The 20,407-nt window shown below is 71.9% G+C and carries 22 protein-coding genes; 13 read left to right on the top strand and 9 right to left on the bottom strand.

The window, feature by feature from the left end; translation table 11 throughout:
* Positions 1-23: 23 nt before the first annotated feature.
* Positions 24-662 (bottom strand): DUF6642 family protein, encoded by a 639-nt coding sequence (locus tag IF46_RS0105445; RefSeq protein WP_030487171.1) that lies wholly within the window; start codon positions 660-662, stop codon positions 24-26.
* 304 nt (positions 663-966) lie between these two features.
* Between IF46_RS0105445 and IF46_RS0105440 the strand changes: the two genes are divergently transcribed.
* On the top strand, positions 967-1,746 hold the full coding sequence (locus IF46_RS0105440; RefSeq protein ID WP_030487170.1) for a D-Ala-D-Ala carboxypeptidase family metallohydrolase: 780 nt from the start codon (positions 967-969) through the stop codon (positions 1,744-1,746).
* Between the two features lie 100 nt (positions 1,747-1,846).
* On the opposite strand, the gene IF46_RS32255 is transcribed toward IF46_RS0105440, so the two are convergent.
* From IF46_RS32255 to IF46_RS0105425, 3 genes are all read right to left on the bottom strand, one after another.
* Positions 1,847-2,200 carry a hypothetical protein gene (locus IF46_RS32255; protein WP_232233947.1) on the bottom strand — a complete coding sequence of 118 codons (354 nt, stop codon included), beginning with the start codon at positions 2,198-2,200 and terminating at the stop codon, positions 1,847-1,849.
* 243 nt (positions 2,201-2,443) lie between these two features.
* Entirely contained in the window at positions 2,444-3,058 is a 615-nt protein-coding gene (locus tag IF46_RS0105430) for a response regulator transcription factor (RefSeq protein WP_232233960.1), read from the bottom strand.
* Positions 3,059-3,138: 80 nt separating this feature from the next.
* On the bottom strand, positions 3,139-4,392 hold the full coding sequence (locus tag IF46_RS0105425) for a sensor histidine kinase (protein WP_030487167.1): 1,254 nt from the start codon (positions 4,390-4,392) through the stop codon (positions 3,139-3,141).
* 132 nt (positions 4,393-4,524) lie between these two features.
* On the opposite strand from IF46_RS0105425, the gene IF46_RS0105420 reads away from it, so the two are divergent.
* The 4 genes from IF46_RS0105420 to IF46_RS0105405 are packed head-to-tail and all read left to right on the top strand — an operon-like array spanning position 4,525 to position 7,563.
* Positions 4,525-5,421: an ABC transporter ATP-binding protein gene (locus IF46_RS0105420; protein WP_030487166.1), complete on the top strand. Its 897-nt coding sequence runs from the start codon at positions 4,525-4,527 to the stop codon at positions 5,419-5,421.
* A complete protein-coding gene (locus IF46_RS0105415) occupies positions 5,418-6,215 on the top strand; it encodes an ABC transporter permease (protein ID WP_030487165.1) in 798 nt (265 codons plus the stop codon). The genes IF46_RS0105420 and IF46_RS0105415 overlap by 4 nt, the downstream gene beginning before the upstream one ends.
* Before the next feature lie 2 nt (positions 6,216-6,217).
* Entirely contained in the window at positions 6,218-6,967 is a 750-nt protein-coding gene (locus IF46_RS0105410) for a hypothetical protein (protein ID WP_030487164.1), read from the top strand.
* Between the two features lie 32 nt (positions 6,968-6,999).
* The gene (locus tag IF46_RS0105405; protein WP_030487163.1) at positions 7,000-7,563 is read left to right on the top strand and encodes an SOUL family heme-binding protein; all 564 of its coding nucleotides are present in this window, start codon (positions 7,000-7,002) and stop codon (positions 7,561-7,563) included.
* A 13-nt stretch (positions 7,564-7,576) separates the two neighbouring features.
* Here the strand turns inward: IF46_RS0105405 and IF46_RS0105400 are convergent, their stop codons facing one another.
* Both IF46_RS0105400 and IF46_RS0105395 read right to left on the bottom strand, forming a co-directional pair.
* A complete protein-coding gene (locus IF46_RS0105400) occupies positions 7,577-10,003 on the bottom strand; it encodes an ABC transporter permease (protein ID WP_030487162.1) in 2,427 nt (808 codons plus the stop codon).
* On the bottom strand, positions 9,997-10,746 hold the full coding sequence (locus tag IF46_RS0105395; protein WP_030487161.1) for an ABC transporter ATP-binding protein: 750 nt from the start codon (positions 10,744-10,746) through the stop codon (positions 9,997-9,999). Before IF46_RS0105395 ends, IF46_RS0105400 begins: the two co-directional genes overlap by 7 nt.
* 168 nt (positions 10,747-10,914) lie before the next feature.
* Between IF46_RS0105395 and IF46_RS0105390 the strand changes: the two genes are divergently transcribed.
* The 3 genes from IF46_RS0105390 to IF46_RS0105380 are packed head-to-tail and all read left to right on the top strand — an operon-like array spanning position 10,915 to position 13,309.
* Positions 10,915-12,072, top strand: coding sequence for a sensor histidine kinase (locus tag IF46_RS0105390; protein ID WP_030487160.1), 1,158 nt, complete (start codon positions 10,915-10,917; stop codon positions 12,070-12,072).
* Positions 12,069-12,737 (top strand): response regulator, encoded by a 669-nt coding sequence (locus IF46_RS0105385; RefSeq protein ID WP_030487159.1) that lies wholly within the window; start codon positions 12,069-12,071, stop codon positions 12,735-12,737. Before IF46_RS0105390 ends, IF46_RS0105385 begins: the two co-directional genes overlap by 4 nt.
* Positions 12,738-12,766: 29 nt before the next feature.
* Positions 12,767-13,309 carry a DUF1697 domain-containing protein gene (locus IF46_RS0105380; RefSeq protein ID WP_030487158.1) on the top strand — a complete coding sequence of 181 codons (543 nt, stop codon included), beginning with the start codon at positions 12,767-12,769 and terminating at the stop codon, positions 13,307-13,309.
* A gap of 42 nt (positions 13,310-13,351) precedes the next feature.
* Here IF46_RS0105380 and IF46_RS0105375 read toward each other — a convergent pair whose 3' ends face one another.
* Positions 13,352-14,329, bottom strand: a complete 978-nt coding sequence (locus tag IF46_RS0105375) for an MBL fold metallo-hydrolase (protein ID WP_030487157.1) — start codon at positions 14,327-14,329, stop codon at positions 13,352-13,354.
* Between the two features lie 153 nt (positions 14,330-14,482).
* Positions 14,483-15,409 carry a serine hydrolase gene (locus IF46_RS0105370; RefSeq protein WP_030487156.1) on the bottom strand — a complete coding sequence of 309 codons (927 nt, stop codon included), beginning with the start codon at positions 15,407-15,409 and terminating at the stop codon, positions 14,483-14,485.
* A 52-nt stretch (positions 15,410-15,461) separates the two neighbouring features.
* Here IF46_RS0105370 and IF46_RS0105365 point away from each other — a divergent pair, with 52 nt between their 5' ends.
* The 5 genes from IF46_RS0105365 (at position 15,462) to IF46_RS0105345 (ending at position 20,008) form a co-directional block, all read left to right on the top strand.
* Positions 15,462-16,427, top strand: coding sequence for a LysR family transcriptional regulator (locus IF46_RS0105365; protein ID WP_030487155.1), 966 nt, complete (start codon positions 15,462-15,464; stop codon positions 16,425-16,427).
* Positions 16,428-16,528: 101 nt separating this feature from the next.
* On the top strand, positions 16,529-17,380 hold the full coding sequence (locus tag IF46_RS0105360) for an aldo/keto reductase (RefSeq protein WP_030487154.1): 852 nt from the start codon (positions 16,529-16,531) through the stop codon (positions 17,378-17,380).
* 178 nt (positions 17,381-17,558) lie between these two features.
* Positions 17,559-18,113: an NADPH-dependent FMN reductase gene (locus IF46_RS0105355; RefSeq protein ID WP_030487153.1), complete on the top strand. Its 555-nt coding sequence runs from the start codon at positions 17,559-17,561 to the stop codon at positions 18,111-18,113.
* A gap of 27 nt (positions 18,114-18,140) precedes the next feature.
* Positions 18,141-19,154 carry a daunorubicin resistance protein DrrA family ABC transporter ATP-binding protein gene (locus IF46_RS0105350; protein ID WP_030487152.1) on the top strand — a complete coding sequence of 338 codons (1,014 nt, stop codon included), beginning with the start codon at positions 18,141-18,143 and terminating at the stop codon, positions 19,152-19,154.
* On the top strand, positions 19,151-20,008 hold the full coding sequence (locus IF46_RS0105345) for an ABC transporter permease (protein ID WP_030487151.1): 858 nt from the start codon (positions 19,151-19,153) through the stop codon (positions 20,006-20,008). Before IF46_RS0105350 ends, IF46_RS0105345 begins: the two co-directional genes overlap by 4 nt.
* Before the next feature lie 91 nt (positions 20,009-20,099).
* On the opposite strand, the gene IF46_RS34235 is transcribed toward IF46_RS0105345, so the two are convergent.
* Positions 20,100-20,267 (bottom strand): hypothetical protein, encoded by a 168-nt coding sequence (locus tag IF46_RS34235; protein WP_157562617.1) that lies wholly within the window; start codon positions 20,265-20,267, stop codon positions 20,100-20,102.
* Between the last annotated feature and the right edge of the window lie 140 nt (positions 20,268-20,407).

The raw sequence follows: 20,407 nt of genomic DNA, 5'->3' as shown, positions 1-20,407 counted from the left end.
ACCGGCGCAGCGCCGGCGGCGGGTCAGCGGGGCCGGGCCGTGGAGCGGTGCACCGCCTGGGTGGGCACCCGGGGGCGACCGGACGGCCGCCAGGCCCGACCGTTGGCGTAGATCACCCGGAAACCGAGGTACGACGCGAGCGGCGCCCAGTGGGCGGAGCCCATCCGCAGCTCGGCGGCATTGTGCCGCTGGCCGTTGGCGAGCACGTCGAGGAGAACAGTTTCGAAGGCTGCCGATTCGACCCAGTCGACTTCTCGGGTAAAACCGCAGATCAGAGCAGCTCCGGTGACTTCCAGGAACTCGCGCAGCACCGCGTCCGAGGCCCGCAGCACCGAGCAGCTGCCGAAATAGAGTCGCCTTCCCTCGGCGCGGCCGGCCATCAGCTCGGCCACCTCGTTCAGCTCCACGGACTGCCAGTCGGTGAGGCAGAGCCGGCTCGGCTCGCCGTGCATGGCGAAGAAGCCGACCCGGTGATCGGCGTACTGCTTGAGCAGCCAACGATCCAGGAAGTAGAACAGCTCGTCGCGGGTGGCCGCGTCCTTGTGGATGAAGCGGATCTTGCCCAGCCGCTCCAACAGCTCAAGGGTGGGCAGCACGGAGCCTCGCTCGTTGAGGTCACGGTGCCACTGACCCTCGACACAGAAGACGCCACCGCGTGCCACGCGCACCTCCGCCAGTCCGCCGCCCGGGGCTGACGTTACCGGCTGCCGCCGACCCGGGAACATCACCCTCCGTGTGGCGGATTGCGACGTTCGGTGTGCTTGACCGCAGGAGAGGCGATCGGCCGGAAATGGCTGTTTCGCAAATCAGCCGAATTCCCAGGCAATCCCCAGGAGTCGCAGTTTGTGAGGACGATTCTCGTTAACTACCTCCAACCGTCTCGATCAGTGCGAGGGTGGAAATCGCGGGACTTCTCGGTCGATGTCCCGGAGCCACCCCATTCGCTCTCCTATCGGGAGGACTTCTGTGCGCGTAAACACCTTGAAGCGGGTCGCCGTCGCATTCGCCCTGGCGCTGCCCGGGGCGGCAATCGCCACGGTGATCGCCGCACCGGCGGCGTATGCGGACGGCTGTTACACCTGGAACCGCACCCTGACCCAGGGGCGCTCCGGCGACGACGTCCGCCAGTTGCAGATCCGGGTCGCCGGGTGGGCGGGCTACCGGGACATCGTGGAGATCGACGGCCGCTACGGACCGAAGACCGCCGCCGCGGTCAAGCGGTTCCAGCAGGCGTACGGGCTACGCGCCGACGGCATCGCCGGCCCGCAGACCTTCGCCAAGCTCTATCAACTCCAGGACAACGACTGCACGCCCGCGCACTTCAGCTACAGCGAGCTGGACAACGGGTGCGGCGGAAGCGGGTACAGCGGCGGCCCGCTGTCGGCGGCCCAGACCAAACAGAACGCGCTGCGCACCATGTGGAAGTTGGAGGCGCTGCGCAAGAGCCTCGGCGACAAGCCGCTCAACGTGTCCAGCGGGTTCCGCAGCCGGGCCTGCAACAACCAGGTCGACGGAGCGGGCGACAGCCAACACCTGTACGGCAGCGCGGCCGACGTGACCTCACGGTCGTCCTCGCTGTGCCAGATCGCCCGCGACGCCCGCGACAACGGCTTCAGCGGGATCTACGGGCCGGGCTACCCCGACCACGACGACCACGTGCACGTCGACTCGCGTCGGGAGAACAACAGCGACCGCAGCTCGAACACGACGAGCTGGTCCGCGCCGGACTGCGGGATCGGCAACTGAGCCGCCCGCTCAGAGCGACGTCGGCCCGACGCGGAGGGGGATCTTCGCGCCGGGCCGACGTCATGTCGCCCCGGGTCGGGTGCGCGCAGGGGTAGCGCGCTCAGCTCGCCCGGGGCCAGCGCGGCGCGGTGACGGGGGGAGTCACCGGCCGGCCAGCAGCGGTGGGCCGTACCCCCTGGGGGGCGACCCGCGCGGCCTGCTGCCGCGACGGCCCGGTCGCCGTGAACGGGAAGGGCACGTGCACGAACGGATTGCCGTGCCGGATCAACGCCTCGATCTGCCGCTCGTTGAGCCCGTGTGTCTCCAACACCCGTCGCCCCCAGCGGTGCAGCCGGCACGGGTAGGACGCACCATCGTTGCGGCACAGCGGCCCGGTCGGCCACTCCTCGGCGGTGTGCACGACCACCGCCCGGACCGCGAGCCGGACATCCTCTGGGGTCAGCGATGCCGGCATTGGCACCTCACCCAGTACCTGATCGATGGGATCCGTCGACTGCTCACCAACTCGCACGGCAGGCCTCCCGCAGTTCGGCAGCGGTACGGCGGACCCACCGCACCGACATCCTCAGCCATGAGTACGGCGGGCACCTGACGAAAGTTCAATTCCCGTACGCGGCAAGGAGATCCTCCGCCGACAAGCGGTCGCTGGGCAGCCGACGCCCACCACAACTCCATGATCGTGCCCGGCCGCGACCCGTCAGTCGACGAGGCCGGCGTCGTGCACGAGCAGGGCCACCTGGACCCGGTTGTTCAACTCCAGCCGGGTCAGCAGCCGCGAAACGTACGCCTTCACCGTCGCCACGCTCATGAACAGCTCCCCAGCGATCTCCGCGTTGGTGTGGCCTCGCCCCAGCGCGACCGCCACCTGCCGCTCCCGCTCGCTGAGCCCGGTGAGCAGCCGCAGGGCCCGTTCCCGGCGGGGGTCCGGGCCGACCGGGCCGGGGGCGGCGGCGGTCACGTGGGCGATCAGCTTCCGGGTCACCGTCGGGGAGAGCGTCGCCTCACCGGCGGCCACCCGGCGCACCGCGCGCACGATCTCGGCCGGCGGGGTGTCCTTGAGCAGGAAACCGGCCGCCCCGGCGCGCAGCGCCCGCAGCACCTGCTCGTCGGCATCGAAGGTGGTCAGCACAAGCACCTCCGGCGGGTGCGGCTGGGCACGCAGCGCCTCGGTGGCGGTCAGCCCGTCGACCCGGGGCATCCGGATGTCCATCAACACCACGTCCGGGGCGTACGCGGCGACGGCGGCTGGCACCTCGCCACCGTCGGCGGCCTCACCGACCACGGTCAGGTCCGGCAGGCCGCCGAGGATCATCGAGAGCCCGGCCCGGACCAGCGCGTCGTCGTCCACGATCAGCACGCGCACCGGCGGCACGGCCGCCTCGGCAGGGCTGGTCACGCTGGCCACGGCAGCCAGGCCGCCAGCCGGAAGTCACCTGCGTCGTCCCGCCCGTAGGCGAGTCGGCCGCCGGCGAGGGTGACTCGTTCGCTGATGCCGACCAGGCCGGTGCCGGCGCCCGGCAGTGTGCCGCCCGCCTGCGTACCGACCGGCCACCGGTTGCCGATCGCCACGGTCAGCCCGGTGCCCGGCCCGCCGGCCACGTCCACGGTGACGGCCGCGCCGGCCGCGTGCTTGCGGGCGTTGGTCAACCCCTCCTGCACGATCCGGTACGCGGCCCGGCCCAGCGCCGCTGGCACCTGCTCCGGGCTGGCGACGCTGTCGCTGACGTTCACCCGCACCCCGGCCGACCGCGACTCGGCGATCAGGGCCGGCAGGTCGGCGAGGGTGGGCTGCGGCGGCTCCGGGGCGTCGCCACCACCGTCGTCCTCGGCGCGAAGCACCCCGATGACCTCCCGCAGGTCCTGCAGGGCGGCGTGCGCGCTGCCCCGGATCACTCCGGCGGCACGGGCCACCTCGTCGGCCGGCGCGTCCGGGCGGAACTCCAACGCTCCGGCGTGCAGGCTGAGCAGCGAGATCCGGTGGGCCAGCACGTCGTGCATCTCCCGGGCGATCCGGGTGCGTTCGAGGTGACGGGCCTGGGTGACCCGCAGCTGCTGCTCGGCCTCGGCCCGCTCGGCCCGCTCCCGCAAAGACACGATCAACTGCCGCCGGGCCCGGACGAACATCCCCCAGGCCAGCACGGCGAGAGTGATCACCACGCCCCACGACACCGTGGCCCAGTACGGCCAGTTCGGGTCCGGACGTGTCCAACTGAAGACCAGGTTGGTGACGAGACCAGCACCGGTGATCGCGATCGCCACGGCGGTGCGCCGATGCACCACCACCGTGAAATAGAAGATCAGCAACGGTACGGCCGCGGCCATCGAGAACAGGTTCAGCGGCAGGGTGGCCACCGCCAGCCCGAGGGGCCACCGCCGCCGTACCCAGAGCAGCCCGCAGCAGACCAGCCCGAGCACCGCGTCGACGCCGACCATCCAGTCGTGCGGCAGCGGAATCGCCGCCTCCGGGGCGGGCGACAGGGCGTCCATGGTGGCGAACAGCACCCAGAGCAGCCCGATCAGGAAGGCGAGGCTGTCCACCACCCAGTCACGCGTGGTGCGGCGCGGGTGCGCCCGGTCACGCTCGGCGGGCACGACCAGCTCCCCCGGCAAGAGCCAGGGGTGCTCCGGGACGGCGATGCTGGTCACGCGCCCATGCTAGGCAGCATCGGGCCCCGGCAACCAGCTACCAAAGTCGAGATCCGATGATCGACCAAGGTCGACGCGGCACCGACCGGTGGCCGCAGCGGATGGCCGGGCGGCGCGGGCAGGCTCAACCACATGATCACCGTGGAGAACCTCACCAAGCGATACGGGCCACACCCGGCCGTGGACGACGTGTCGTTCCAGTGCGAGCCGGGCACCGTCACCGGCTTCCTCGGCCCCAACGGGGCGGGCAAGTCGACCACCATGCGCATGATCTGCGGGCTCACCGCGCCAACCGCCGGCCGCGCCACCGTCTCCGGGCAGCCGTACCGGGAGCTGCCCAACCCGGGGCGGGAGGTCGGGGTGCTGCTGGACGCCTCCGCCCAGCACGCCGGGCGCACTGGCCGCGAGGCGTTGACGCTGTCCGCGTACACCATGGGTTTGGACCGGCGCGAGGTCGCCGCGAAGCTCGACCTGGTCGGGTTGAACGCGGTGGCCGCGAAGCGTCGGGTACGGGCGTACTCGCTGGGGATGCGCCAGCGGCTCGGGCTGGCGCAGGCGCTGCTCGGCGACCCCCGGGTGTTGATCCTCGACGAGCCGGCGAACGGCCTGGACCCGGAGGGGATCTTCTGGATGCGCGGGCTGCTGCGTGACTTCGCCGACCGGGGCGGCACCGTGCTGCTCTCCTCCCACCTGCTGCGCGAGGTGGAGGCGGTCGCGGACCGGCTGGTGGTGATCGGGGGCGGCCGGATCGTGGCCCAGGGCGACAAGAACGAGTTGCTGGCCGGCGGCGGCACGGTGGTCCGGGCCCGCGACGGCGCGGCGCTGCGCCGGGCGCTGGACGCGGCCAACCTGAGCGCCGCCGACAGCTCGGAAGGGCTGCTCGTGCAGGCCGACGCCGAGGCGGTCGGCCAGGCCGCCGCCGATGCCGGCGTCGCGCTGGCCGAGCTGCGCCCCGCCAGTGGCGGCGGCCTCGAACAGCTCTTCCTCACCCTGACCGCCGGCGAATCCACCAAGGAGGCCGTCCGATGACCACCACCACCGCGCCCGCCGCCGGCGCCGTCGTGCCCCGGCACCATTCCCCGGTACGCCGACCGTCGCTGCTCCGGCTCACCGTCGTGGAGCTGCGCAAGCTCGTCGACACCCGGGCCGGACGCTGGCTGCTGATCACCATCGGCCTGATCGCCGCCGTGGTCGTCACCCTCCAGTTGATCTACGCCGAGGAGGCCGACCAGACCTTCGCCAACTTCTTCGTCCCCTCGCTGTTGCCGGTGGGGGTGCTGTTGCCGGTGCTCGGCATCCTCTCGATCACCAGCGAGTGGTCGCAACGGACCGCCCTCACCACGTACGCCCTGGTGCCTCGCCGGGAGCGGGTGGTGACCGCCAAGCTGGTCGCGGTCATGGTGGCCGCCCTCGCTTCGGTGCTGGCCAGCCTCGCCCTCGCCGCCGTCGGGACGCTTGTGGCCTCCGCCATCGGCGGCGCGGGCACCTGGCAGCTCGACGGGTCGCTGATCGTGAACGCGATCATCCTCCAGGTCACCAGCGTGCTGATGGGTGCCGCCTTCGGTCTGCTGCTGCTCAACCCGCCGCTGGCCATCGTCGGCTACTTCCTGCTGCCCACCGTCTGGGGGGTGCTGGGCGAGATGGTCCGGCCCCTGCGCGGCCCCTCCGAATGGCTGGACACCAGCAAGACGATGGAACCGCTGTTCAGCAGCGACGCGCTGACCGGCGAGCAGTGGGGGCGGATCGCGGTGTCCCTGCTGGCCTGGATGGTCCTTCCGCTGGCCGCCGGGCTGTTCCGGACGCTGCGCCGCGAGGTGTCCTGACCATGGACGTGGCCGGCTACCGTCCCCGCACCGTGGTCAGCGGCGGCCCGCTGGAGCTGGCGGTCCTGTGGGGTGGCTTCCCGCTGCTCGGCGCGGGCGCCGGATGGCTCCTCGCGGCGACGACGGGCTGGCTCGCCCGGCTGCCCTGGGTGCCGTTCGGCGACCTTATCGAGTGGCTGGACCGGCTGCCCGAGCCGCAGGCCACCGGCGGCACCATCGCGGTCGGCGTCCTGGCCGGCCTGGTCATCGCCGGGATCGGCACCGCCGAACGGCTGATCGTCACCGTCGACGCGGCGCAGGTCCGGCTGCGCCGCTCCGACGAGAAACGGACCGTCGCACGGATCGACACCCGGGTGGTCTTCCTCGCCGACAAGCACCTGGTGCTGCTCGACGCCGACGGCGCGGAGTTGGTCCGGGAGTCGACGGACCTGCCGGCCACCCAACTGGCGACGGCGTTCCGCACCCACGGCTGGGGTTGGGCGGACGACGACCCGCACCGGTCCGCGTACCGGCTGTGGGTGCCGGACCTGCCCGGGTTGCCCGCCGGCGCGGATGCGCTGCTGCGCGCCAGGGAACGGGCCATTGCGCGGGACCGCCGTGACGACGCCCGAGAACTGCGCCGGGAGTTGGGCCTGATCGGGGTGGTGCTGCGCGACGAGGGCAAACGGCAGTACTGGCGGTTGACCACCCGGGCCCTCGCTCCCGGGCCGGAGCAGCCGACTTCGGCCGAGCGGGAGGCAGACGGGCGGTAGCGTCTGTCCCAGCAGACCCTGGGAGCCGCGCCATGACCGAACAGCAGCCATACCGGGTGGTGTCCCGACACCCCGGCTTCGAGCTGCGTCGGTACCCGGCCCACCTGGTGGCCGAGATGCAGATCCAGGCGTCGTTCACCCGAGCGCCGATCGAGGCGTTCCGGCCGCTGGCCGCGTACCTCGGTGGCGCGAATCGGGCCCGGCACCCGATCGTGTCGGCCGCGCCGACGATGGCGGCGGCCAGCGGCTCGGAGAAGATCGCCATGACCGTGCCGGTGGTGCAGATCGAGGGCGAGTGGCCAGGCGCGTACCTGATCCAGTTCGTCCTGCCGGCCACCTGGACCGCCGCCACCCTGCCCGAGCCGGTGGATGCCCGGGTGCGGATCCGCGCGGTTCCGGGGCGACTGGCGGCGGCGATGCGGTTCTCCGGGCGGTGGACGGAGAAGGCGTTCAGCCAGCGGGCGACCCTTCTCGGCCGGTCGGTGACCGCGGCCGGGCTGCAACCGACCGGCGCCATCCGGTACGCGCGCTTCGACCCGCCGTGGAAGCCGTGGTTCCTGCGCCGCAACGAGGTAGTGCTGCCGGTCGTCGAGTGAGCTGATCGCGCGGTCATCCGACGAGGCCGACCGGCGACCGGGCGGGACGGTGCCGCAGCATCCGCCACGTCGGCAGCACGCTGGACAGCACCGCGAGCAGCAGACACAGCCCCACCACCCCGGCGACCACCGGCCACGGCACCACCAGGTCGACGGGTGCGCCGACCTGCTCGGCGAGACCGGCCCGGATGCTGAGCAGCCCGACGAACGCGACCGCCCCACCCAGCAGCGCGCCGATCAACACCACCAGGGCCGACTCCGCCGTGACCAGCCAGACGACCTGCCGTCGGGTCGCCCCGGCCAACCGGATCAGCCGCAGGTCCGCAGCCCGGCCGGCGGCGGCCAGCAGCAGCGTGTTGGCCACCGCGATGGCCCCGTAACCGGCGGACACTCCGATCAGCAGCAGCGTGAAGAGCCAGACGAGGCGGTCCTCGGCGGCGTCCGCCTCGGCCGCCCAGCCCGGGACGTCGAGGATCCGCGCGCCGACGGGCGGATCGATCCGGTCGGAGACGTACACCGTGGACGTCAGCGCCGACGGGTCGTGCGCTCGCACCACGGCCCGGGGCACGAGCAGGTCGCCGGGGATCGAGGTGTCGGTGACCACGGCGACGACGCGCAACGACACCGACGTCCCGTCGGCGAAGACCACCGGGTACGGCTCGGACGGCCGCCGGCCCGCCGAGGCGGTGACCACCACCGTGTCGTCGCCCGTCAGGTCGCCGAGCGAGCCGGCGACGACGGTGAGCACCCGGTTCGCGGCGGCGAAGCCCTCCGGTTCCACGCCGAGCGCGGTCATCGGCTGGTTATCCGGCGACGTTGCGGGGTCGGTGCGGTAGACGGTGGTCGGCAGCAGGGCGGTGCCGCCGGTCGCGGTCACAGCCTGGTCGGACAGACCGGGTGCCCGGTCGGGCACGACGATCCAGCCGGCGTTCACGTTGTCCGCCCGACCAGCCGCGTACGCGTTGGTGGTGGTGCGCACCATTCCGGACACCAGCACGGCGAACGCGACAGTGAGCAGCACCGGCGCGGCGATCGAGGCGGTCCGCCGGGTGGCGGTCAACGCCCCACCCCGGACCAGCATCCCGATCGCGCCACCGGGCCGCCGCACCGGAGACCGCAGCAGCCGTACCAACGGCCCGACCACCACCGGGGCGAGCACGGTGGCACCGGCCACCAGCGCCATCACCGCGTAGAGGGCGTACTGCGCCCCGACCCGGGCCTCGTCGGCGGTCGCCGTGCCGAGGCTGAGCACGGCCCCCGCCGCGACGAGCAGCGCCCCGGCGACAGCCCGCAGCCGCCCGATCGGTCGCTGTTGCACCGCAGCCTCGCGCAGCGCCTCCAACGGGCGGACCCGCGCCGCCCGGCGGGACGCCGACCAGACGGCCAGCAGCGCGATCACCGGTCCGGCGGCGAGCGAGACCGCGACCGGCCAGAGTTCGTAGTGGACCCGGAAGGTCGACGGTTCGTAGCCGACGTCGACGAGCAGCCGACCCAGCAGCGGGGCGAGCGCCGCGCCCACCAGCAGGCCGACGAGCCCCGCCGAGGCGCCGACGGCGAGCGCCTCCGCGTACACCATGCGGCGAACCTGGCGTGGTGTGGCGCCGACAGCGCGCAGCAGGCCCAGCTCGCGGCGGCGCTGCGCGATGGTGAACGCGAAGGTCGAGGCGACCACGAACACCGTGACGAAACCGGCGAGAGCCGCCGTGGCGGTGAGCACCTGCATGCCGATCCAGCGGGTGCGGGCGTCGTTGCGAGGCTCCAGCGCGCCACGGGCGGCACCGGTTAGCACCCGTCCGTCGCCGCCGACGACTCCGCGAGCCGCCGTGGCGACCCGCTCGGGGTCGGCCCCCGGCGCGAGGACCAGCCCGATGGCCCGGACGCCGGGGGCGAGCGCGGCGGCGACCGCGTCCGCGACATGGACGCCGGGCCCGTCGACCAGACCGGTGACGGTGTACGCCTGCGGGCCCACCGCCGTCAGCAGGGTGACCGGTGCGCCGACGCGCAGCCCGAGCGCGCGGTCGACGACCACCTCACCAGGTCTGCGGGGCTGCTCGCCGGCCGTGAGGCGCAGCCCACCCAGTTGGGCGCTGGACCAGCCGTGCCCCTGGTGGGCGTCCTCCCGTTGGCTGTCGGGGGCGGGTCGACCGTCGACGAGCGGCTGAGCGTAGAAGGTCCGGTCCGGCACCGCCGCCACGACGTCCGGCAGTGCGGCCAACTGGCCGACGAGCTGCGCCGCCACGCTGGCGGACCAGGGCCGGGTCGGCACGAACTGGTCGGCCGACGCACCCGCCTCGGGGCTCTGCACGACGACCGCCGCCCGGGCCAACCGGTCCGGCACCTGCGGACGCCCGGACGCGAGCAGCAGGGTTGCCGCCGCGACAAGCGTGACCCCGATGGCGACGGCCACGAACGCACTGGCCGACCGCCGGACGCTCAGCACGACGACTCCGCGACGATTTCCCGCTCGGCGATCCGGGTGGCGACTACCGCTGCGGTGATCGGGCCGGTCAGCTCGTCGACGACTCGGCCGTCGGCCAGCAGGAGGACCCGATCGGCGTACGCGGCGGCGGCCGGGTCGTGGGTCACCATCACCACGGTCTGCCCGTGCTCGTCGACGAGTGCTCGCAGCAGCCGAAGCACCTGCCGGGAGGCCGCGCTGTCGAGTGCCCCGGTCGGTTCGTCGGCGAAGACCACCGCCGGTCGGATGATCAACGCTCGGGCCACGGCGACGCGCTGCTGCTCGCCGCCGGACAGCTCACTCGGCCGGTGCCCGGCCCGGTCGGCGAGACCGACGGCGTCGAGTGCGGCGGCGACGTCCTGGGCCGGCGGGCGACGACCGGCCAGGCGCGACGGCAGCTCGACGTTCTGCGCGGCGGTCAGCGTGGACACCAGGTTGAACGCCTGGAACACGAAGCCGATCCGGTCGCGCCGCAGCCGGGTCAGCGCGTCCTCATCGAGGTCGTCGAGGCGGGTGCCGTCGATCGTGACGATCCCCTCGGTCGGGCGGTCCAGCCCCGCCGCGCAGTGCAGCAGGGTGGACTTTCCCGAGCCCGAGGGGCCCATCACCGCCGTGAACGTGCCGCTCGCGAAGCTGGTGGTCACGCCGTCGAGCGCCGTCACCCGTCGGGTTCCGGTGCCGTACACCGCGCGCAGCCCCGTCAGGGTCACCGTGTGTGTGGTCATGACCGTTACGGTCCCGAATGCGGGGGTGCCGCGCGTCGTGCCGGGGCGGGCACTTTCCGACCCTCCCCCGGGTGGAGTCGGAGGCCCGCAAGCGCCGGCACGTCATCCTCCGGGATGACCACCCGCGGGCCGACGCGGTAGGCCCAGCCGGCCGATACCGTTCGACGGGTGACCGCTCTCCTGCTGACCCGACGGATGCGGCCGGTGGATCTGTACATCGTGGATGCCCTGCTGGCCGTGGCCGTCGGTGGGCTGCTCTGTCCGTACGCGGCGCTGGAGTCGCCGCTGCACGGGGGCGTACGCGAGCCGCTCTGGGTGTCCGTGCTGGTCGGGATGGCCCTCGGGCTGCCGCTGGCCGCCCGGCGACGGTGGCCGATGACGGTGGCCGTCGTGATCAGCTCCGTCGCCACCGTTGCCCTGATCACCGGGGTGATACCCAACTTCGCCGCCGCCGCGCCGGCGTTCGCCATCGGCCTGTCCTTCTACACGGTGGCCGTCTCGACGCCCACCCGCCGGTCGATGCTCTGCGCCGCCGGTTGTCTCGCGCTGGTGAGCGTCGCACTGGTGCTGACCGCCGGTGACCTCTGGTCGCGGACCGGCGCGGTCGTCTACGCCGCCGTCATGGTCGCGCCGGCCTGGTTGATCGGCTGGTTGATCCGGGAGCGACGAGCCCTCGCCGCCCGGCAGAGTGACCAGTTGGTCAGTCAGGCCGCTGCTGAGGAGCGGTTGCGGGTGGCCCGGGAGCTGCACGACGTGGTCGCGCACACGCTGAGCCTCATCGTGGTGAAGGCGGCCGTAGCGAACCACGTCGCCGAGGCGGACCCCCGCGAGGCGGGCGCCGCGCTGCGGGTCATCGAGGAGACGGGCCGCAACGCGCTGGCCGACGTCCGCCGGGTGCTCGGCGTCCTGCGCGAGGACACCCCGTACGCGCCGACGCCCGGGCTGGACGAGCTACCGTTCCTCGCCCGGCAGGCGGCGATCGGCGGCGTCGACGTCCAGCTCGACGTGCGGCGGGAGGCGTCGGCCGGCGCGGTGCCCGAGTCGGTGGGCCTCGCGGTGTACCGGATCGTGCAGGAGGCGGTGACCAACGTGGTGAAGCACGCGGCGCCGGCCGCCTGTCGGGCTACGGTGACCGTCCGGCCCGACGAGGTGCGGGTGGAGGTGACCGACGACGGCCAGCGGTCGGTCCTGCTCGGCGGGGAGGGGCACGGTTTGATCGGCATGCGGGAACGGGTGGCGTTGCACGGCGGGGAGTTCCGCGCCGGCCCACGCTCCGACGGCGGCTTCGCGGTGACGGCCAGCGTGCCCTACCGGGTGGTCGCGTGATCCGCGTACTGATCGCCGACGACCAGGCTCTGCTGCGCGGCAGTTTCCGGCTGCTTGTCGATCTCAGCCCGGATTGCACCACCGTCGGTGAGGCGGGCACCGGCGTGGAGGCCGTGGCGTTGGTCGGGCAGCACCGGCCGGACGTGGTGCTGATGGACGTCCGGATGCCGGAGATGGATGGCATCGAGGCGACCAGGCGGATCTGCGCCGACCCGGCGACGTCCGGCACCCGGGTCATCATCCTGACCACGTTCGACCTCGACGAGTACGTCTACGGGGCGCTGCGCGCCGGAGCCAGCGGCTTCCTACTCAAGGACACCCCACCGGCGGACCTGCTGACCGGGATCCGGGTGGTCGCCGCCGGGGAGGGGCTGCTCGCGCCGACGGTGACCCGCCGGTTGATCGACGAGTTCGCCCGGCAGCCGGAGCCGACCCGACCGCTGCCCCGACAGCTCGACGGGGTGACCGAACGGGAACGGGAGGTGCTCGCGCTGATCGCCCGGGGGCTGTCCAACGCGGAGTTGGCCGCGCACCTCAACCTCAGCCAGGCCACCGTCAAGACGCACGTCGGGCGGTTGTTGACCAAGCTGGCGGTGCGTGATCGGGCGCAACTGGTCATCGTCGCCTACGAGACGGGCCTGGTGGGGCCGGGCGGCCTACGCTGAGCCAGTCGGCCCGCACCCGAGGAGGAGCCATGACCAGGTACGTCGCCCTGCTGCGCGGGGTCAACGTCGGCGCCACCACCCGGCTGGCGATGGCCGACCTACGCCGGATCGTCACCGACCTCGGGCACGAGGACGTCAAGACGTACCTGCAGAGCGGCAACGTGGCCTTCGGCAGCACGGTAAGCGATGCGGAGAAGCTGGCCGCCGGGATCGAGCGGGCGCTCACCGACGAGCTGGCGATGACCGTGCCGGTGTTGGTGCGCAGCGGCCGGGAGTTGGCGGCGATCGCCGGCGGCAACCCGTACGCCGACCGGGAGGATGACCCGACGCGGCTGCTGGTGGCGTTCCTCGCCAGCGCGCCGAAGAAGTCCACGGTGGACGCCCTTGCCGTGCCCGGGAGCGAGAACGTGTCGTTCACGGTGACCGGCCGGGAGGTGTTCCTGCACTACGTCGACGGCGGTTACGGGCGGTCGAAGTTCACCAACGCGTACCTGGAGAAGAAGCTCGGCGTGGTGGCCACCACCCGCAACTGGAAGTCGGTGCGGGCCCTGGCCGAGTTGACCGCCGCCTGAGCGCGGTGAGGGTCGCGGCCCGGCGACCCCCACCGACACCGCTCAGAAGTGGTACGCGGTCTCGTACTCGGGCACCAGCACCCGGCTGCGCGGCGAGATCCGGCGCACCGCCGCGATCATCTCGTTCAACCGGGTGCGGTCGGTCGGGGCGACCGGCGGCGGGTTCTGCAACTCCGTCTCGAAGTTGTCGTAGTGCACCGGCACCACGACCTTCGGGTAGTCGAGGCCGGCCAGCAGCCGGGGCAGGTAGTCGCCGGTGGTGGTGGCGTTCTGCATGGCCACCATCGCCACGTCGGGCGACAGGCCGGTGAGATTCCGCTCGGCGACGTCGCTGGCCCCGGTGAAGTAGACCGACGGGCCGCTCTCGACCCGCAGCAGGTAGCCCAGCGTGTCGCCCTCCGGCAGGTCCGCGATGGTCGCCGGCTGCGCCGGCTGACTCACCCGCACCCCGGGAAAGGCCACCGAGTACGACGGGTTGCGGCTGTGCAGCGAGCCGACCACCTCGATGCTGTGGTCGCCGAAGTCCAGCACCTCCCCACCCTTCACGGCGCTGAGCTGCGAAGAGGGCAACCCGTAGGCCAACCCCAGGTGGTACGCGGTAAGCGTGCCGAACACCCGCGCGCCGGTGCGCTTGGCGATGTAGGGCACGTCCATGAAGTGGTCCCAGTGGGTGTGCGTGACCAGCACCGTCGTGGCCTTGTCGACCCGCGGGTCGATCACGTCGGTGCGCACGGTCAACTTCGTGTCGGTCCTGAACGGCCCGGTGAACAGCCCGGTGTCGATCCGGCTGAGGAACGGGTCGACCAGGACGGTGCGGTCGCCGATGTCGACGCGCCAGCCGGCCGTACCCCACCAGCGGAAGCTGACCGCTCCCTTGCGGCGGGCGGTCGGCGCGGCTGCGGCGGTCGACGGCGCGGCGTGGGCCGGGGTGACGGTGCCGGTGGCGAGGCCACCGGCGGAGACCAGGGCGGTGGTGGCGGCGGCGTCGCGCAGGAAGCGTCGGCGGTCGAGACTGGGCATACGGATCTGCTCCCCGTGGTCGGGCGGTTGGTCGACCACGAGCCAACCAGCGCCACCCAGCCCCGGTCCAAGATCGAAGACCAGGGCTCCGATACGCCACCGGATATCGGGCCTGCTCAGTAGGGATGCTGACACGCTCGGACGGGTGCGAAATCAATCGCCGCGCAGCGCCTCCACGGCCGTCCGGGCGGCCTCCCCCATCGCCAGGTCCACGTCGATGCGGCGCGGGGTCAACTCAACGGCTCGGGCGAAGACGGCGATCGCGTACCGGCCGCCGTCGGGGTATTCGGCGACCCCGGCCTCCAAGTGGAACCCGGGCAGGGTGCCGGTCTTTCCGGAGACCCGGACGCCGGGCGGGAAACCGGCCGCCAGCCGGGTCCAGAAGATCTGTTGGGCCATCCAGGTGCGGACCATCGCGCAGGCCGCCGCCGGCCCGGCCTCGTCCCGCCAGATCAGCGTGAGCAGGCGGGTGATCTCCCGGGCGGTGCTGGAGGTGGTGTGCGCGGGGTCGAAGACCCGCATCGCCCGGACCCGGTCCGCCGGCAACGTGGGGAAGATCCGGGCGAACTCCGCCTCGGTCCGGGCGCCCACGTCGGCGAGCATCATCTCGACCAGTTCCCGAGGACCACCGAGGAGACGGGTACGGGTCAGCCCCAGCTCGACGGCGAGCATCGGCAGCAGGTCCGGGCCGACCCGGCGCAGCAGCAGGTCGGCGGCCGTGTTGTCGGTGACCGACATGGCGAAGTACGCGAGGTCGCGCAGCGACACCTCGGCGTCGTCGGTGCAGCCGGCCAAGCCCCACCCGCCGAGCCGGTCGGCGGCGGTGACCAGGACCCGCTCGGTCGGATCCAACTGACCGGCCTCGACCTGCCGGGCGAACTCCAGCACCAGTAGGACCTTGAAGATCGAGGCGATCACTACCTGCTCGTCGGCCCGCACCCCGATCTCGCGACCGCCACCGGCCGGACCGCCGTCGTCGGGGCGCACGTCCAGGTCGACCGTGTCCAGGTCGACGACGTGCAGGCTGGCTGTCACCTGAGCAGCGGCGAAGATGGCCTCGATGCGTTCCTCCACGTCCACGCCAGCACGGTATCCAGCGGCGTCGGGCCGGCGCTGGCGTAGGGTCCGGGCCGTGGATCTGCTCCGGCACCTGCGGCACTTCGTGGTGGTCGCACACGAGCTGCACTTCGGGCGGGCCGCGGAGCTGCTCGGGATGGCCCAGCCGCCACTGAGCCAGTCGATCCAACGACTGGAGCGTGAGCTGACGGTCGAGCTGTTCGACCGATCCCGTCGCCAGGTCCGCCTCACCACCGCCGGGGAGCTACTGCTCGGCGAGGCGGAGGAGCTGCTCGCCGGCGAGGGTCGACTGCGCAGTCTGATGGGGCAGATTCGCGCCGGTGAGCTGGGCGTACTCCGGGCCGGGGTGCCACCGGAGACGCCGGCCGTGACGCTGCGCTCGCTGCTGGACGGGCTCACCACCCGGGCACCCGGCCTGGACGTGGAGCTGCACGAGCTGACCACTGCCGAGCAGGTGCGGATGCTCGCCGAGCGGACCCTGGACGTGGGGCTCGTGCACCACCCGGTGGCGGCGGACGGGCTGCGCTTCGGCGCCCCGGTCGACGTACCCCTGGGGGTGCTGCTGCCGCGCACCTCGCCGCTGGCCCGCGGCCGTGCGGTGACGCTCGCGTCGCTGGCGGGTCTGGATCTGGTGGCCGCGCCGCGCGCCACCGCGCCGGGCTGGCACGACCACCTGCTGGCGGTGTGCCGACAGCATGGTTGGCACCCGGCCCGGGTACGCCCGGCCCGCAACCCGGAGTTTCTCTGCGGGCTGGTGCTGGCCGGCGGCGGGGTGGCCGTGGAACCGGCGGCGGTGGCCCGCCGGGAACCCCGGATGGCCTGGCGGCCGATCACCGACGCGCCGCTGGCGAAGCGCACCTCGGCGGCCTGGCCGGAACGGTCGGCGCACCCGGCGGCGGCGATGTTCGGTCAACTCGCCGCAGAAGTGCTGGCCGACGCCGAGCCCAGTACGCCCACGCCGCCCGCGACCTCGGTGCCGGCGGCGCGGCCGTGGCCGGTGCTGTTCGACACGACCGGGTGAACCGATCCGGCGTTATGTTCCTCACTCCGCATTGTGCGGTGATTCGGCCCGTTGCGCGGGTATGGATGACAGGGCAACGACGATGACGCGAAGGAGCCGCAATGGCGAACACGATTCCCGACATCACCCTGAACGACGGCACGACCATTCCCCAGCTCGGTTTCGGGGTGTTCCAGATCGAGCCGAAGGACACCGTTGCGGCGGTCACCACCGCCTTGGAGGTGGGCTACCGGCACATCGACACGGCCCAGATGTACGGCAACGAGGCCGAGGTCGGCGAGGCGGTCCGCGTCTCCGGTCTCGACCGCAGCGCGGTCTACGTGACCAGCAAGCTGAGCAACGCCTTCCACGCCCCCGACGACGCCCGTAAGGCGTTCGACTCGACGCTCGCGGCGCTGAAGATGGACTACATCGACCTGTTCCTGATCCACTGGCCGCTGCCGACCCTGTACGACGGCGACTACGCCTCGACCTGGAAGGTGCTGGAGGAGATCCAGCGCGACGGCCGGGCCCGCTCGATCGGCGTGTCGAACTTCCAGGTGTCGCACCTGGAACGGCTGGCCGCCGAGACGAGCGTCGTGCCGGCGGTCAACCAGATCGAGGCGCACCCGTACTTCACCAACGACGAGGTCCGCGCCTACGGCCGCGAGCACAACATCCTCACCGAGGCGTGGTCGCCCATCGCCCAGGGCAAGGTGCTCAACGACCCGACCGTTGTCGACATCGCCCAGCAGCTCGACCGGAGCCCGGCGCAGGTGGTGCTCCGCTGGCACGTGCAGCGCGGCGACATCATCTTCCCGAAGTCGACCACGCCGAAGCGGGTCGAGGAGAACACTCGGATCTTCGACTTCTCGCTTGACGACGCGGCGATGGAGCGGATCACCGAGCTGAACAAGGGCGAGGCGGGCCGGCAGGGCCCGAACCCGGACACTTTCGCCTACCTGCCCAACTGACCTGAGCCCGCCGACTGGCGGGTGATGTCCCGGTGAGCGCTATACCGCACAGTCATAACCATGACTCTGCGGTATAGCGCTTTTCCGTGTGCTCAGCAGCCCCTGAACCACGCCCGCTAGATCTGATCTAGCGGGCGTCCGTCGTCATCTCGCGCCTTCACGATGGAAGGGGGTGGCGATGACTCCGTTGCGGATCGCCGTGATCGTCGGCAGCACCCGGGAGAGGCGGGTCGGCGACCAGGTCACCCACTGGTTCGTCGAGCAGGCGGAACGGCACGACGACCTGGCGGTGACGGTCGTTGACCTGACCGAGTACGACTTCCCGGCCGCCTACCCCGCCGAGCCGACCGCCTCCATCCGGGCGTTCGTCCGCGAGGTGGGCCGGGCGGACGCGTTCGTCGTGGTCACCCCCGAGTACAACCACAGCTTCCCAGCACCCTTGAAACAAGCCATCGACTACGCGTACGACGAGTGGCAGGCCAAAGCGGTCGGCTTCGTGTCGTACGGCTGCCGGTCCACCGGCCTGCACGCGGTCGACCAGCTACGCACCGTCTTCACCGCACTGCACGCGATGACGGTGCGCGACGTCGTCGGGATCGACCTGCTCGCCAGCGAGCCGACCGCGCAGTGCACCGACGAGCTGCGCCGCGACGTCGACGTCCTGCTCGACCAGCTCCGCTGGTGGGGTCTGGCGCTGCGCGACGGCCGGGCGGCTCGGCCCTACGCCTCCTGAACACGTCCAACACGAAGGGTAAGAATCATGAGTAGACGCACCACCGGCCTGGCCATCGAGGCCGAGGGGCTCACCCGCTCATTCGGGGACACTCGGGCGCTGGCCGGCATCGACCTGCGGGTGCCCGCCGGCACCGTCTACGGTCTGCTCGGCCCCAACGGCGCGGGCAAGACCACAGCGGTCCGGGTGCTCGCCACGTTACTGCGGCCCGACGGTGGCTCGGCCCGGGTCTTCGGGCACGACGTGGTCACCGAGGCCGACAAGGTCCGGTCCCGGGTCAGCCTCACCGGCCAGTACGCCTCCGTCGACGAGGACCTGACCGGTACGGAGAACCTGGTGCTCCTCGGCCGCCTGCTCGGCCTACGCAAGCCGGCCGCCCGGGAGCGCGCGGCGGCCCTGCTCGCCGCGTTCGGTCTGACCGAGGCGAGCGACCGCCAGGTCAAGAAGTACTCGGGTGGGATGCGGCGACGCATCGACATCGCCGCCAGCATCCTCAACACCCCGGATCTGCTCTTCCTCGACGAGCCGACCACCGGTCTCGACCCGCGCAGCCGCAACCAGGTGTGGGAGATCGTCCGGGCGGTGGTGTCGCACGGCACGACGGTGCTGCTGACCACGCAATACCTCGACGAGGCCGACCAGCTCGCCGGCCGGATCGCGGTCGTCGACCACGGCCGGGTGATCGCGGAGGGCACCCCTGGTGAGTTGAAGTCGTCGGTCGGCTCCGGCACCGTCCACCTGCGACTACGCGACCCCGGGAAGCGGCCGGAGGCGGAGCGGGTGCTCCGGGAGGCGCTCGGCGTGCCGGTGCAGCTCGCCGCAGATCCGGTGGCGTTGACCGCTCGCGTCGGCGGGGCCGGCACCGACCTCGACGCCAGCGCCCAGGCCGCTCGCGCGCTCAGCAACCTGGCCCGTGCCGGAATCGTCGTCGACAACTTCTCCCTCGGCCAACCGAGCCTGGATGAGGTCTTCCTGGCCCTGACCGATCACCCCGCCGTGCCGACCGACGAGCGCGACGACGAGCTGGAGGCAGCCCGATGAGCGACACCACGACCACCACAACCGAACGGGCGCCGTCCGTCTACGTCCCGTCCGCCGAGGCCCTGGCGACAGTGCTCGCGCCTGGTGCCCGACCGCCCCGGCCGAGCGCGCTGGGCGCGTCGCTCACCTTCGGCTGGCGGGCCATGCTGAAGATCAAGCACGTGCCGGAGCAGCTCTTCGACGTGACCGCGTTCCCGATCATCATGGTGCTGATGTTCACGTACCTGTTCGGTGGCGCTCTCGCCGGCAGCCCGCGCGACTACCTGCAGTTCTTCCTGCCCGGCATCATGGTGACAAGCGTCGTCATGATCACCATGTACACCGGCATCGGCCTCAACACCGACATCGAGAAGGGCATCTTCGATCGGTTCCGGACGCTGCCCGTCTGGCGCCCGGCCGCCCTGGTCGGCATGATCTTCGGCGACGTGCTGCGCTACATCCTCGCCGCCCTGGTGATCCTGGGCCTCGGGCTGGTGCTCGGGTTCCGGCCCGCCGGCGGGCTGGTCGGCGTTGCCGTCGGGATCGGGCTGCTTGTGGTCTTCTCGTTCGCGTTCTCCTGGGTGTGGACGTTCTTCGGGCTGATCCTGCGCAGCGAGAAGTCGGTGATGGGGGTCAGCATGATGGTGCTGTTCCCGCTGACGTTCCTGAGCAACGTCTTCGTCGAGCCGAGCACCATGCCCGGCTGGCTCCAGGCGTTCGTGAAGGTCAACCCGGTGACGCAGCTGGTGGCCGCGATCCGCGGCGCGATGAGCGGCGACTCGGACCCGTCGGCCACGATGTGGCTCCTACTGTGGAGCGCCGGCTTCGTACTGGTCTTCGGCACCCTGACCATGTACAAGTACAACCGCCGCTAACCCTGCCCGTACCCCGCACCCCCGTTGCGTTAGCGATCCCCCGCTTACGCCGATCTTGCACTTTCTGTCGCCGAGATACCCCCAATGCCGCCTATGCCGCGACAGCAATCGCAAGATCGCGGAGAAGGCGCGGCTCGGCTTCGTCGATCATGGAGTTGTGGTGCCTGCTTTGGTGCTGTACGGGCACTTTGTCACCCACCACAACTCCATGATCGGCGAGGTAGTGCGGATTGATGAACATCTGGTCCGGCTTACGCATCGCTGTCGTCACACCCTTACTCGCGCGATCTTGCGCTTTCTGTCCCGGCAGATGTGGCAAATCAGCCCGAACCGACGACCGAAAGTGCAAGATCGCGGAGCGCTGAGGCTGGGGCTGGGGAGCGTGGGGGTGGGGTGGGG

This window comes from Micromonospora chokoriensis (assembly GCF_000718555.1).
Lineage (GTDB): Bacteria > Actinomycetota > Actinomycetes > Mycobacteriales > Micromonosporaceae > Micromonospora > Micromonospora chokoriensis_B.
Note: the sequence above shows the minus strand (reverse complement) of the source record. Positions and strands in the feature narration are given on the sequence as shown.

What these genes read in the sequence shown, in the direction of transcription:
- IF46_RS34235 (WP_157562617.1), bottom strand. Translation starts at nt 20,267, where the DNA reads ATGCGTAAGCCGGACCAGATGTTCATCAATCCGCACTACCTCGCCGAT.
- IF46_RS32255 (WP_232233947.1), bottom strand. Translation starts at nt 2,200, where the DNA reads ATGCCGGCATCGCTGACCCCAGAGGATGTCCGGCTCGCGGTCCGGGCG.
- IF46_RS0105380 (WP_030487158.1), top strand. Translation starts at nt 12,767, where the DNA reads ATGACCAGGTACGTCGCCCTGCTGCGCGGGGTCAACGTCGGCGCCACC.
- IF46_RS0105375 (WP_030487157.1), bottom strand. Translation starts at nt 14,329, where the DNA reads ATGCCCAGTCTCGACCGCCGACGCTTCCTGCGCGACGCCGCCGCCACC.
- IF46_RS0105410 (WP_030487164.1), top strand. Translation starts at nt 6,218, where the DNA reads ATGGACGTGGCCGGCTACCGTCCCCGCACCGTGGTCAGCGGCGGCCCG.
- IF46_RS0105345 (WP_030487151.1), top strand. Translation starts at nt 19,151, where the DNA reads ATGAGCGACACCACGACCACCACAACCGAACGGGCGCCGTCCGTCTAC.
- IF46_RS0105430 (WP_232233960.1), bottom strand. Translation starts at nt 3,058, where the DNA reads ATGATCCTCGGCGGCCTGCCGGACCTGACCGTGGTCGGTGAGGCCGCC.
- IF46_RS0105355 (WP_030487153.1), top strand. Translation starts at nt 17,559, where the DNA reads ATGACTCCGTTGCGGATCGCCGTGATCGTCGGCAGCACCCGGGAGAGG.
- IF46_RS0105415 (WP_030487165.1), top strand. Translation starts at nt 5,418, where the DNA reads ATGACCACCACCACCGCGCCCGCCGCCGGCGCCGTCGTGCCCCGGCAC.
- IF46_RS0105350 (WP_030487152.1), top strand. Translation starts at nt 18,141, where the DNA reads ATGAGTAGACGCACCACCGGCCTGGCCATCGAGGCCGAGGGGCTCACC.
- IF46_RS0105395 (WP_030487161.1), bottom strand. Translation starts at nt 10,746, where the DNA reads ATGACCACACACACGGTGACCCTGACGGGGCTGCGCGCGGTGTACGGC.
- IF46_RS0105360 (WP_030487154.1), top strand. Translation starts at nt 16,529, where the DNA reads ATGGCGAACACGATTCCCGACATCACCCTGAACGACGGCACGACCATT.
- IF46_RS0105405 (WP_030487163.1), top strand. Translation starts at nt 7,000, where the DNA reads ATGACCGAACAGCAGCCATACCGGGTGGTGTCCCGACACCCCGGCTTC.
- IF46_RS0105420 (WP_030487166.1), top strand. Translation starts at nt 4,525, where the DNA reads ATGATCACCGTGGAGAACCTCACCAAGCGATACGGGCCACACCCGGCC.